The organism is Streptomyces sudanensis (assembly GCF_023614315.1).
GTDB lineage: Bacteria > Actinomycetota > Actinomycetes > Streptomycetales > Streptomycetaceae > Streptomyces > Streptomyces sudanensis.
Window position 1 is genome coordinate 2,323,616 of the sequence record NZ_CP095474.1, and the last position, 12,946, is coordinate 2,336,561.

The following is a 12,946-nucleotide window of genomic DNA, read 5'->3' on the forward strand; positions in this document are numbered from 1 at the left end:
TCGGAGATCTTCAGATGTTGATAAGCGACNGGCGTAGCGGCCTGCCACGAGAGCTCCAGGGGGCGAGGGGGCGGTGCGGGACGTCCGGGTTCCGCACAGCGTATCCCCGGCGGCGACCGGCCACCGGCCGGAGGAAGCGGCCACTGATCGGAGCGGCCGGCCACTGGTCGGAGCCGGCGGCCACCGGCCGGAGCGACCCGCTACCGGCCGGAGTGACCGGCCACCGGCCGGAGCGACCCGCTACTGGTCGGAGCCGGCGGCCACCGGTCGGAGCGACCCACTACCGGTCGGAGCGACCCGCTACTGGTCGGAGGAGAAGCGGACCGACGCGTCGGGCAGGCGGGCGTCGCACCAGACCCGTACGCCGTCGCGCAGTTCGTTGTCGGCGCCCACGTGCGCGCCGTCGCCGATCACCGCGCCGTGCAGCACGGTGCGGGCGCCGATCCGGGCGCCCGCGCCGACGAGGGAGTCGGTCACCACCGCGCCGGGTTCGACGACCGCGCCCGCCATGACGGCGCTGCCGTCGATCCGGGCGCCCTCGCCGACCGCGGCGCCCGCGCCGATGACCGTACCGCCGGTCAGCTTGGCGTCCGGGGCGACGGTCGCGCCGGCCACCACCAGGCGGTCGCCGCAGCGGCCCGGTACGGCCGGGGAGGGGGCGCGGCCCAGCACGAGGTCGGCGGAGCCCCGGACGAACGCCTGCGGGGTGCCGAGGTCGAGCCAGTACGTGGAGTCGACCATGCCCTGGAGGTGGGCGCCGTCCGCGAGGAGGCCGGGGAACGTCTCGCGTTCGACGGAGACCGGCCGGCCCGCGGGGATCGTGTCGATGACGGACCGGCGGAACACGTACGCGCCGGCGTTGATCTGGTCGGTGACGATCTCCTCGGGAGTCTGCGGCTTCTCCAGGAAGGCGGTGACGCGCCCGGTGGGGTCGGTCGGGACGAGCCCGAACGCCCGCGGGTCCTCGACCCGGGTCAGGTGCAGGGACACGTCGGCGCCCGTGGTCCGGTGGGTGTCGACCAGGGCGCGGATGTCGAGGCCGGTGAGGATGTCCCCGTTGAAGATGAGGACGGGCTCGTCCGGCCCCGACGTGAGCCGGGAGGCGACGTTGCGTATCGCGCCGCCGGTGCCGAGCGGCTCCACCTCGGTGACGTACTCCAGGTGGAGCCCGAGCGCCGATCCGTCGCCGAAGTACGGCTCGAACACCTCGGCCAGGTACGAGGTCGCCAGCACCACGTGCTCGACGCCGGCCGCCCGGGCCCGGGCGAGCTGGTGGGTGAGGAACGGCACGCCCGCCGCGGGGACCATCGGCTTCGGCGTGTTCACCGTCATCGGCCGCAGCCTGGTTCCCTTGCCGCCGACCAGGAGGATCGCTTCTGTCACCTGTCGTCTCTGCTTCCTGCTGGGCCGGTCGTCGGGCGGTGGCCGACCCGGCGCTCCGGCCCCGGCCGGAGCGCGCTCATATGATCGGTACGACCAGGCAGTGTAGGCAGATCCTAGGCAGACCCGGACGGACGGCCCGGCACGGCGGCCGGATCAGGGCCTCCCCTGGTACTTGGCCGCGGTGGAGCGGATCGCCCCGAGCCTGGCGTACAGCTTGGCGCCGGGGCAGGCGGTGGAGTAGCCGTCGCGGTGCCCGGAGACGTTGTTGAACTGGACCTTCGTGCCCTTCTTGTACAGGTTCCCGCCGCCCGAGACCAGGGGGCTCCTGCCGCGCGGGTCCTTGGCGTGGATGCCCAGCTTCCACGCCGTCAGCCTCGCCACGCCGGTGACGGCCTGGGCGGGCGGGGCGGTGGAGGAGAACGAGCCGAGGACCACGATGCCGGTGGTGGCGGTGTTGAACCCCATGGTGTGCGCGCCCTGGACGGACCTGGTCACGCCGCCGGCACGGCCCTCGTAGACGGTCCCGCACTTGTCGACGGCGAAGTTGTAGCCGAGGTCCCGCCACCCCAGGCTCTGCGTGTGGTAGCGGTAGACGCCGCGCAGCACGGAGGGCGCCTGGGCGCAGGTGTAGTTGTTGCCGGTGGCGCTGTGGTGGACGAAGGCCACCTGGACGGCCTTGGTGTAGACGAAGCCCGGTTCGCGCAGCTTCTCGTCGGCACCCCAGCCCTTGCGGGTCACGATGCGCGGGCGCGGGCCGATGTACGGCTTCGCGGCGGTGGTGTCCGGGAGCCCCTCCTCGGTCTGCGCCTTGGAGAGCTCGGGGATCTCGGTGGCGCCGATGCCGACGAGGTCGGCGTTGGCGGCCGAGGCCGCGGCCTCGGCCGCGGTGAGCACGCCGGGCACGTCCTGGGCGGTGCCTCCGGGCTCGGCGGGGGGGTCGGTGGTACCGGGTTCGGCGGTACCGGGGTCGGTGGTGGCCCCGTCGGTGGCGGGTTCGGCGGTACCGGGTTCAGTGCCTCCGGGCTCGGTGGTGGCCCCGTCGGCAGCGGGCGGCGCGGTGCCGGAGGCCCCGTCGGCGCCGGGTTCGGCGGCGGCGGATTCGGCGGCGGTACCGGGGTCGGTGGGGGGCTCGGTGGTGCCGGGCTCGGCGGTGCCGGGTTCGGCGGCGGCAGGTTCGGCCGGCTCCCCGGTGGCGGTGCCCGCGGGCGCCGGGGAGCCCGGTTCGGCCTGCGGCGCCCCGTCCTGCGGGGCGCCGTCCTGCGGCGCGGCGTCCGCGTCCCGCGCGGCGCTCCGGGCACCGGGTTCCGCCCCGTCGGCCGGGCCGTCGCCCGGGTGGACCAGTTCGACGCGCAGGCCGCGCGGCAGGGGCGCCGCGGCGGCGTCCCCGCCGGACGCCCCGGGCCGTACGCGCACCTCGACGCCGTCCGAGTCGCCCACCCACAGCGGGGCGGTCCCGCCGCGCACCGCCTGCGAACGGGCCTCGGCCGTACCGGGGTCGGCGGCGTGGTCGTGCTGGTGGACCTCCAGGTCCTGCCAGGGCGACCAGGCGCCGGTGGCGGTGGACCGGGTGCGCACCTGGACGGTGCCGTGCAGTTCGGCGTCGGGCTCGTCCCAGACGACGCCGAGCAGGGAGAACGGTTCGACGTCCCGGCGCGGCAGGCCCTGGGCGGCGCGGGTGCCGGGAGCCTCGCTGCGCTCGTGCCCGGGAAGCGGCGCGAGGGGCAGGGAGCGGGTGGAGCCGGGATCCGGTGCGTCGCCCGCCGCGGGTGCGGCGGCGGCCGGCGCGGACGGGGGAAGGGGCAGCGCGAGGGCGGAGCCGGAGGCGGTGGCGACCGCGACCGCTACGCCGATCAAGGGAACTCGAATGGAACGCATGGCTAGATAGTGGACATTTCACCGGAGTTGCGCTTCTCGGATTTCCTGACGCCCCATCGCCCCGTCCGGAGTACCGGGTCACCCGTAGTACGTGACCAAGGGGCCCGCCGCGCCCGCGTACCCTTCACCCCGTGAACGCCAGCGACCGCACCCCCGCCGACCTGCTGCGATCCGCGCTCGCCGCGGACCCGGCCCGCCCCTTGGTCACGTACTACGACGACGCCACCGGTGAGCGCGTCGAACTCTCGGTGGCCACCTTCGCCAACTGGGTGGCCAAGACGGCGAACCTGCTGCAGGACGGGCTCTGCGCCGAGCCCGGCGAGCGGGTCGCCCTGCTGCTGCCCGCGCACTGGCAGACCGCCGTCTGGCTGCTCGCCTGCGCGTCCGCGGGCGTGGTCGCCGACCTGGGGGGCGACCCGGCCGGCGCGGACCACGTGGTGGCCGGCCCGGACCGGCTCGACGAGGGCCTGGCCTGCTCCGGCACCCGCCTCGCCCTGTCGCTCGCCCCGCTGGGGCGGCGCTTCCCCGCGCCGCCGGCCGGCTACCAGGACTACGCGGTCGAGGTGCCGGGCCAGGGCGACCGGTTCACCCCGTACGCCCCCGTCGACCCGGACTCCCCCGCCCTCGCCGTGGACGACCGGGCGGGCGGCCGGCTGGAGCTGACCGGCGCCGCGCTCGTCGACCGGGCCCGCGCGGACGCGGCCCGGCGCGGTCTGGGCCCCGGGTCGCGGCTGCTGTCCGGACTGGCCTGGGACCGCTGGGACGGCGTGTCCGCGGGGCTGTACGCGCCGCTGGCGGCGGGCGGCTCCGTCGTCCTGTGCCGCCACCCGGACCGGCTGGCGCCCGAGGCGCTGGCCGCGCGGATCGAGAGCGAGCGCGTCACCGCCCGGGCCGACGCGGCCTGACGCGGCCCGGGGCCGTCCGGCGCGCCGCCGTCCACCCGTCCGGCGGACCGCGTGCCGGGTCCGCCGGGTACCGGGGGCCCGTGCGGTACATCATCGGCGGTACGCCCCACCGGGCGCGGACCCCGCGCGACGGCCGCCCCGGGCACCGCCGACGCCTTCGAAGGACGGACCGACCACGTGACGGACACCGCCGGCACTCCCCCCGACCCGGGCGCCCCGGCCGGGCGCCGGCCGGCGTGGCCGCGCTGGGCGGCGCTCGGCTCGTCCGCCGTCGTCCTCGCGGCGGCCGGCACCGGCTGGTGGCTGTACCGGAAGCTCGACGGCAACATCACCACCGACGCGGCGGCGGTGGCCGAGCTGGAGCGGTACGAGCGGGAGCGCCCCGCCCCCGTCCCGCGCGGCGGGCGCAACGTCCTGCTCGTCGGCTCCGACAGCCGGGCCGGGGAGAACGCCGCGTACGGGCGGGACCGGGGCACCCAGCGGTCCGACACGACGATCCTGCTCCACCTGTCGGCGCGCGGCCACGGCCTGACGGCCGTGTCGATCCCGCGCGACCTGATGGTGGAGGTCCCGGCCTGCCGCACGAAGGCGGGCAAGCGGTCCGCGCCGCGGTTCGCCCAGTTCAACCTGGCGTTCCAGGTGGGCGGGACGGCGTGCACGGTCCGCACGGTCGAGAGGCTGACCGGCATCCGCGTCGACCACCACGTGGTGGTCGACTTCCGGGGCTTCAAGGAGATGGTGGACGCCGTCGGCGGCGTACGGGTGTGCGTCCGCGAGCCCGTCGACGACCCGGACGCCGGGCTGAGGCTGCCGGCCGGGCCGCGGACGCTCGACGGGGAGCAGGCCCTGGGCTACGTACGGGCCCGCAAGTCGCTCGGCGACGGCAGCGACACCGAGCGCATGAACCGGCAGCAGGAGTTCCTCGGCGCGCTCGTGGCGAAGGTGCAGAGCAACGGCGTCCTGCTCAACCCGGCCCGGCTGTACCCGGTCCTGGACGCGGCGACCCGGTCGCTCACCACCGACCCCGGGCTCGGCTCGCTGAGGGACCTGTACGACCTGGTGCGGCGGCTGCGCGGCGTACCGGCCGAGGAGGTGCGGTTCCTGACGGTCCCCCGGCGGCCCCACCACGCCGACCCGAACCGGGACGAACTGGTGCAGCCGGACGCGGAGCGGCTGTTCGGCCGGCTGCGCGCGGACGCGCCGGTGGCGGTCGTCCCGGGCACCGGGCGGGACGGCGGCCGGGCGGAGCCGCCGGCACCGCCGACCGCGGAACCGTCCGGGGCGGGCACGCCCGCCGCTCCCCCGGGCGGGCGGCGGGCCCCCGCCCCGGTGCCCACGTTCACCGGGACCGACGCGGCCTCGAACGCCTGCCCCTAGCCCGGGCGCGGGGTCCCGCAAGGACGCGAGGAAGGCCCCGACGAAGCGGCGGAGTATGACGATTGGGCGGATTGCCCGCTTGTAAGGAACGTGGAATTTGTCACGGACGTCGCTCCGCGCTGAACTGGGCGGATAGTGTGACGCGATCCGGTGCGAGCGGCCGATGCAGGACGCGCACCGTGGAGCGAAAGACCGAGCGCCCGACGGGGGGAAGGCGCCTCGCGTGGCACCGACGGAGGATTCAGGCGACCGTGGACGCGCACAGCCGTGGAGGGGCGGAGGGCATCGACCCCGCCGACCAGTGGGTACTGAACCCGCAGACCGGTAACTACGAACTGCGACTGGACCACTCCGCGGAGCAGTCGCCGTCCCCCGCTCCCCGGGCCGCCGCCCAGCCGGCCGGCCGCCGCCGCGCCGCCCGCGGCCCGTCCCNGTCCGCNNCGCCCCGGCCGCTCCGGCCCTGTCTCCTATACACCCCGGCGGGCTCCCGGCGCCGGGCGGCGGAGGTCCCCGGGCAGCGCAGGCGCCGGGCCGCCGAACCGCCCGCGCAGGGCGGCGGGCGCCGGGCCNNGNNCCCCGCGGCGGCCGGCCGGCGCAGGGGCAAGGAGAAGACCCGTACGAGGAAGGCGCTGGTGTGGACGGGCGGGGTGACCGCGTTCGTCCTCCTCGCCACCGGTGCCGGCGCCTACTACCTGTACGAGCGGCTCGACGGGAACCTCAGCACCATCGACATCGCGGGCGCCGGCGGCGGCCACGGCTTCAAGAAGGACCAGGCGATCAACATCCTGGTCATCGGCACCGACAAGCGCACCGGCCAGGGCAACTCCGGCTACGGCGACAAGAACAGCCCCGGCCACGCCGACACCACGATCCTCCTGCACGTCTCCAAGGACCGGACGAACGCCACGGCCCTGTCCATCCCGCGCGACCTGATCACCGACATCCCCGAGTGCACGACGAAGCTCGAGGACGGCTCGGAGAAGAGGATCCCCGCCCAGAGCGGTGTGCGGTTCAACACCAGCCTCGGCCAGATGGACCGGAACCCGGGCTGCACCATGGCCACCGTCCACAAGATGACCGGCGTCCCCGTGGACCACTTCATGATGGTCGACTTCAACGCCGTGAAGACGCTGTCGTCGGCCGTCGGCGGGGTCGAGGTGTGCGTCGAGCAGGCCGTGAAGGACAAGAAGTCCGGCCTCGACCTGCCCGCCGGCACCAGCACCATCGAGGGCGAGCAGGCGCTGGCGTTCGTCCGCACCCGGCAGGCGTTCGGCAACAAGAGCGACCTGAGCCGCATCCAGACGCAGCAGCAGTTCATGGGCTCGATGTTCCGCAAGATGAAGTCGAGCGACACGCTGACCAGTCCGTCGAAGCTGCTGGACCTCGCGGACGCGGCGACCAAGGCGCTCACCGTCGACGACGGCATAGGCAGCGTCAAGAAGCTCCAGGAACTGGGCATGGAGATCGCCAAGGTCGATCCGAAGAACATCACCTTCGCCACGGTCCCGGTGCTCGACAACCCGGCCGAGCAGGTCAAGGCGACGGTCGTCCTCGACGAGGCGAAGGCCGAACCGCTCTTCTCGATCATCAGGAACGACATCTCGCTCACCGAGGTGGAGCAGAAGGAGAAGGACGTCCAGAACGCCCGGAAGGAGGCGCAGGCCGCGCTCCTCAAGGGCCCCCGCGCCGAACCCGGCGACGTGCGGGTGGACGTGTACAACGGCAGCGGCGTACGCGGCGGGGCCCAGGCGACGCTCAACTGGCTGCAGAACTCGGCGGGCGTCCTCAAGTCGACCAACAGGGCCAACGCCCCGGCGGAGATCGCGAAGACGACCCTGGAGTACGCGCCGAACCAGGCCGACCAGGCCCGCACGCTCGCCGACCTGATGGGGCTGCCCGCCGGCGCGATGAAGCAGGGGACGGCGGACGCCGGGGAGCGCGAGCCGATGACGCTCACCCTCGGCAAGGACTTCAAGGGGGCGGGGGTCCCCCTCACCGGTCCGGCGAAGGCGCCGGAGGGTGCGATGGCGGCGGACAAGCAGGTGTGCGCGAAGTGACGCGGACCTGAGAGCACAGGGGGGCATGGGTGGGACACAGCAGCGTGCGTGGGGAGGGGACGCGGAACGGCGTTCCGCACGCCCGGGGTGCCCGTGGCCCGGACCGGGGCGACGGCTCCGGAGGGGCGGGCCCCGATCACGACCGGACCGGTGGGACGCCGGCGCCCGGCGGCACGGGCACGCCGTCCGGCGGCGCCGGGCCCGAGGGCGCCCGGGCCCCGGACGACGGCCCGGACGGCGAGGGGGCCNNGGCCGGACCGGCCGCGCCCGGCGNCGNGCCCTCGGGCGCCCCGCGGGCCGCCCGAGGGCGCGGCGGCGTGCCGCGGGCGGCGGGCGGCGGGTGCTCCGCTGGGTCGCCTCGGTGCTGTCGCTGCTGATACTGGCCACCGCGGGCGCCGGGTACCTCTACATCGAGCACCTCGACGGCAACATCCGCAGCGGCGACCGCAGCGGCGGCGACAGCGGGGTGGAGAAGGCGGCGCCCGACGCGTCCGGCAACACCCCGCTCAACATCCTGTTGATCGGCGCGGACGGCCGCAACTCCAAGGAGAACCTGGCGCTCGGCGGCGCCAGGGACACCGTGGGCGACAAGCCGCGCGGTGACGTGCAGATGCTGCTGCACGTCTCCGCGGACCGCAGGAGCGCCGCCGTGGTGAGCATCCCGCGCGACACCCGCGTCCCCATTCCCGCCTGCAAGGACACCGCGACGGGCGAGGAGTACCCGCCCACCAGCCGGATCATCACCGAGTCCCTCCAGCGCGGCGGCCCCGGCTGCACCCTGACCACCTGGGAGGCGCTGACCGGCGTCTACATCGACCACTGGATGATGGTCGACTTCGCCGGCGTGGTGCGGATGGCCGACGCGGTCGGCGGCGTCCCGGTGTGCGTCAGGCAGAACGTGTGGGACCGGCCGACCCCGCAGGTCCCGGGCGGCTCCGGGCTGAAGCTGGAGGCCGGCGAGACGTACGTCAAGGGCGAGCAGGCCCTCCAGTGGCTGCGCACCCGGCACGCCTTCTTCAGCGACCAGGGGCGGGCCAAGGCCCAGCACATGTACATGAACGCGATGCTGCGCCAGCTCAAGGAGCAGAACGCGTTCACCGACACCGGCAGGATCATGGACCTCGCGGAGGCCGGTACGAAGGCCCTGGAGGTGTCCGAGGGGCTGGGGTCGGTGAAGGAGCTCTTCGGCCTGGCCATGGAGCTGAAGGACGTCCCCGCCAACCGCATCACCATGACGACGCTGCCGACGGTCCAGGACCCCCGCAACCGCGCGCACCTGGTGCCCGCGGAGAGGTCCGCGCGGCAGATCTGGCGGATGCTCCGCGAGGACGTCCCCTTCGACGGCAACGGCGGGACCGCCCCGGCGGCGAAGCCGTCCGCCGCGCCGAAGCCGAAGGCGTCCGGGCCGGCCGCCGCCGCGCCGTCCTCGCTCACCGTGACGGTCGTCAACGGCACCGGCGCGGACGGGCAGCACGTGGTGGGGGGCCGCGCCGGCGGGATCGCCGAGGTGCTGCGCGGCAAGGGCTTCACCGGGGCCGTCCTCTCCCAGGAGCTGACGCCCGCGTCGGAGACGGTCCTCGCCTACCCCGAGGCGTCCGGCGCGCAGGGCAGGGCGGACGCGCTGTCGGTGGCGCGGGCGGTCGGCCTGCCGGCCGACGCGGTGCGGGCCTCCGGCGACGTGGACGGGCTGAGGCTGACGGTCGGCGCGGACTGGCGCGAGGGCGACGTGTTCCCCGAGCGGAAGCGGCCCGAGGCCGGGGACCTGCCGCCGGACGCCGAGAACTCCAACGGCGCCGACGACGACGCCTGCATGGACGTGTACAAGCCCTACCAGTGGTAGCGGGCCGCACGGAGGGCGGGGCCGGCCACCGTACGCGGTGGCCGGCCCCGCCCTTCCGTGCCGGTGGCCGTCAGTCGCCGGTGACGGTGACCTTCTCGTCGTTCTGGATCTGCCGCACCAGCTCCTTGAGCTTCGCCTTGTCCCAGACGAGGTTGCCGCCGCGGCTGCCCGAGACGGGCATGTTCATGGACTTCCCGTCGCCGCCGTTGACGCTCTTCATCGCGAAGAACATCTCGGCGAGGTCGAACAGCGACATGTCCTGGTCGACGACGAGCGTGTCGAGGCCGGCGCCGAGCGTCGGGTACAGCCTGAACGGGTTGAGGATCGTGCCGGGCGTCGCCGCCTGGTTGGCGAGCGCCGCGAGGAACTTCTGCTGGTTCTTCGTCCGCGCCAGGTCCGACTCGGCGAACGCGTAGCGGGTCCGGACGAAGGCGAGCGCCTGCTCGCCGTCGAGGGTCTGCTTGCCCGCCTGGAAGTCGGCGCCGGACTTCTTGTCCTTGAAGCCCTTCTCGATGGTCATCTCGACCCCGCCGAGCGCGTCCACGATGTTGGCGAAGCCCGCGAAGCCGATCTCCGCGTAGTGGTCGATGCGCAGGCCGGTGTTGTGCTCGACGGTGCGGACGAGGAGTTCGGGGCCGTCCTCGGCGTACGCGGCGTTCAGCTTCACGCGGCGGCCGGTGCCCTGGAAGGTCTTGCCGGACTCGGAGCCGACGAACGTGGGGATCTCCACGTCCGAGTCGCGCGGCAGGGAGATCATCGTGTTCCCGCTGCCGCAGGCGGCGAGGATCATCATCGAGTCGGTGCGCTTGCCCTTGGCGGAACCGGTGTGCAGGCGCTTCATGTCCTCGCCGGTCATGCCCTCGCGGCTGTCGGAGCCGACGATGAGGTACGTCGTGCAGTCGCCCTCCTGCGGGCGCTCGACGACCTTGGAGAGGTCCACCTCGCGGCGCATCTTGCCGTCGGCCCAGAAGTACGTGCCGATCGTGGTGGCCACGAGGACGGCCGCCAGCGTGATCGAACCGACCTTCAGGCGGCGCCTCCAGTCCGGCGCGGGGCGGGCGCCGGGGCCGTGCGGCGGCGNNGCNNNGNCCCGCCACCGCCGCCCGGCCNNNNCGNCCNCCGCGGCCGCCGCGGGGGACGCCGTAGACCTGGCCCGTGTTGTAACCGCTGTCGTACGGCGCGGCGTGGCCGACCACGTCGTCGTACCCCTGCCGCTGCTGCGGCGGGACGGAGCCGCGCCGTGCGGGGGGCATCACACGGGCGCCCTCGGGTCGGGCGTCGGCGCCGCCGCGGCCGTGACGCGCGTCACGGCCGCCGGACCATCCTTCAGGCCAGTCATTCATGCGCAACAGTGTGCCGGGCGAACGCGCCGCCCTCACAGGGCGGGTGGGAAATCGGGCCGCCACTGTGGCCAAGCTGATGCAATGCCGGCCCCCCTGCCCCCGGGCATAGGGTGGGGGCATGACAGACCAGGCCATCCCCGAGGGCAAGCCCACCTCGGCCTCCCGCACCACGCTCAGCCACATCATGACGGGCAACGACACCAACCTGCTCGGCACGGTGCACGGCGGAGTGATCATGAAGTTGGTGGACGACGCGGCGGGCGCGGTCGCCGGGCGGCACTCCGGCGGACCCGCGGTGACCGCGTCCATGGACGAGATGGTCTTCCTGGAGCCCGTCCGCGTCGGCGACCTCGTCCATGTGAAGGCGCAGGTCAACTGGACCGGCAGGTCCTCCATGGAGATCGGCGTGCGGGTGCTCGCCGAGCGGTGGAACGAGTCCACCCCGGCCACCCGGGTCGGCTCGGCGTACCTGGTGTTCGCCGCCGTCGACGCGGACGGCAGGCCCCGCCCCGTGCCGCCGGTGATCCCGGAGACCGAGCGCGACCGGCGCCGCTACCAGGAGGCCCAGATCCGCCGCACCCACCGCCTGGCCCGCCGCCGCGCCATCCTGGAACTGCGCGAGCGCCGCGCGGCGGAGGGCAGGGAGGACTGAGCCGCCGCGGGCCGGTCAGGGGCAGGCGATCCGGTCGCCGGTGAGCGCCCCGTCCCCGGCGGGCCCCCGCGCGGCGGCCGGGGCCCCGGCCCGTACCGGACCGGCCGCGAGGTCCGTGCCGGCGGTGACCCTCACCAGCGGCCCCTGACCGGGCACGGCCAGCAGCCGGGCGCCGGGCAGCGCCGCCGCGAGGGACTCCGCCGAGCCCCTCCGGGCCGGGTCGTACGAGACGACGGTCCGCGCGACGTCCCGCCGCCCGGCGTTGTACGGGGTGCGGGTCGTGGCGAAGCCCGCCGCCCGCAGCGCGGCGTCCACCCGGGCGCCCAGGCCGCGGACCCGGGTGCCGTTGTACACCTGGACGCGGACGTCCCCGGGCGGGGCGGCGACGGCCTCGCGGCGCGGTGCCGGCCCGGCGGGGCGGGCGCCCAGGGGCCGGTCCTCGCGGATCGCCGCGAACAGCGCCCGCGCGCGCGCCGCGTCCCACCTCACCGTCGCGCCCACCCCGTCGACCCGGGTGCCCTCCGCCGCCTCGACCGGTACGGACGCGAACTCGGACGACGCCGCCGTCAGGCCGCGCACCGCCCCGGCCAGCTCCAGCGCCTCCTGCGTGCCGAACCCCCGGTCGGCGCGGACCGAGCCGGCCGCCGCCGCGAGGGCGGCGCGCAGCCGCGCCGGGTCCGGCAGCGCGCCGCCGTCCGCCGCCCGGTCGAGCAGCGCGGCGACGAACCGCTGCTGCTGCCGCATCCGCCCCAGGTCGGAGGACCCGTCGACGTGGCGGGACCGCACGTACCGCAGGGCCTCGCCGCCGTCGAGGGTGTGCGTCCCGGCGGGCAGGTCGAGGCCGGTGTACGGGTCCTTCAGGGGGCGGGCGGTGCAGATCCGGACCCCGCCGAGGGCGTCGACGGCGCGCATGAAGCCGGTGAAGTCGATCTCCAGGTAGTGGTCGATCTTCACGCCGCTCATCCGCTCCACGGTCCGGACGGTGAGGCCCGGCCCGCCCTCGGCGTGGACGGCGTTCAGCTTGAGCGGGTGGGCGCCGTGGCGTTCGCCGGTGGCCGCGTCCGTGTGGGCGGGCAGTTCGACGTACGAGTCGCGGGGCAGGGAGACCACGCTGACGCGGCGGCGGTCCTCCGAGAGGTGCACCAGCATGATCGTGTCCGTGCAGTTGCAGGGGGCGCCGCCGAGCCGGTACCGGGCCTTCTGCGCGGGCGTGACCTTGCCGCGGCCGTCCGTGCCGACGAGCAGGACGTTCGTGCCGCGGCCGGCCGCGGGGCGGTTCTTGGCGTCCGCGAACGCCTCGACCCGGCCGATCCCCGTGTCGAGGCCGGTGACGACGGCGTGGCCGATGCCGCCGACCGCGAGGACCAGGACGGACAGGGTCGTCGCCAGCCGCGCCCCCCACCGGCTCCACCGCCGGCGGGCCGGCNNNNCTNNCCCCGCCCCGGGCGCGGCCGGCCGNCTCGCCCCCCGGGCCGGCGGGCCGGGGAGCTGTCTCTTATACACATCTCCGAGCC

At 75.2% G+C, this 12,946-nt stretch carries 7 protein-coding genes and 4 pseudogenes; 6 read left to right on the forward strand and 5 right to left on the reverse strand.

Annotated elements, in window-relative coordinates; all coding sequences use genetic code 11:
* Window positions 1-300: 300 nt before the first annotated feature.
* Together manB and MW084_RS10690 are read right to left on the reverse strand one after the other, a co-directional pair.
* On the reverse strand, window positions 301-1,383 hold the full coding sequence (gene manB / locus MW084_RS10685) for a mannose-1-phosphate guanylyltransferase (RefSeq protein ID WP_010472742.1): 1,083 nt from the start codon (window positions 1,381-1,383) through the stop codon (window positions 301-303).
* 153 nt (window positions 1,384-1,536) lie between these two features.
* Window positions 1,537-3,258, reverse strand: coding sequence for an N-acetylmuramoyl-L-alanine amidase (locus tag MW084_RS10690; protein ID WP_029553649.1), 1,722 nt, complete (start codon window positions 3,256-3,258; stop codon window positions 1,537-1,539).
* A gap of 131 nt (window positions 3,259-3,389) precedes the next feature.
* On the opposite strand from MW084_RS10690, the gene MW084_RS10695 reads away from it, so the two are divergent.
* The 5 genes and pseudogenes from MW084_RS10695 to MW084_RS10715 form a co-directional block, all read left to right on the forward strand.
* Window positions 3,390-4,163 carry a TIGR03089 family protein gene (locus MW084_RS10695; RefSeq protein WP_010472739.1) on the forward strand — a complete coding sequence of 258 codons (774 nt, stop codon included), beginning with the start codon at window positions 3,390-3,392 and terminating at the stop codon, window positions 4,161-4,163.
* Between the two features lie 177 nt (window positions 4,164-4,340).
* Entirely contained in the window at window positions 4,341-5,540 is a 1,200-nt protein-coding gene (locus MW084_RS10700) for an LCP family glycopolymer transferase (protein ID WP_010472737.1), read from the forward strand.
* A 251-nt stretch (window positions 5,541-5,791) separates the two neighbouring features.
* Window positions 5,792-5,972 (forward strand): annotated as a pseudogene (locus MW084_RS10705) (LCP family protein); the annotation flags it as partial.
* A 142-nt stretch (window positions 5,973-6,114) separates the two neighbouring features.
* Window positions 6,115-7,597, forward strand: a pseudogene (locus MW084_RS10710) (LCP family protein); the annotation flags it as partial.
* A 277-nt stretch (window positions 7,598-7,874) separates the two neighbouring features.
* Window positions 7,875-9,437: pseudogene (locus tag MW084_RS10715) on the forward strand (LCP family protein); the annotation flags it as partial.
* 70 nt (window positions 9,438-9,507) lie between these two features.
* Here MW084_RS10715 and MW084_RS10720 read toward each other — a convergent pair.
* Window positions 9,508-10,517 (reverse strand): LCP family protein (locus MW084_RS10720; RefSeq protein ID WP_275563564.1); only part of this gene is annotated, 1,010 nt, incomplete at its 5' end.
* Between the two features lie 39 nt (window positions 10,518-10,556).
* Window positions 10,557-10,780, reverse strand: a pseudogene (locus tag MW084_RS10725) (LCP family protein); the annotation flags it as partial.
* Window positions 10,781-10,898: 118 nt separating this feature from the next.
* On the opposite strand from MW084_RS10725, the gene MW084_RS10730 reads away from it, so the two are divergent.
* Window positions 10,899-11,432 carry an acyl-CoA thioesterase gene (locus MW084_RS10730; protein ID WP_010472649.1) on the forward strand — a complete coding sequence of 178 codons (534 nt, stop codon included), beginning with the start codon at window positions 10,899-10,901 and terminating at the stop codon, window positions 11,430-11,432.
* Between the two features lie 15 nt (window positions 11,433-11,447).
* Here the strand turns inward: MW084_RS10730 and MW084_RS10735 are convergent.
* On the reverse strand, window positions 11,448-12,858 hold a 1,411-nt coding region (locus tag MW084_RS10735), incomplete at its 5' end, for an LCP family protein (protein WP_420833738.1).
* Between the last annotated feature and the right edge of the window lie 88 nt (window positions 12,859-12,946).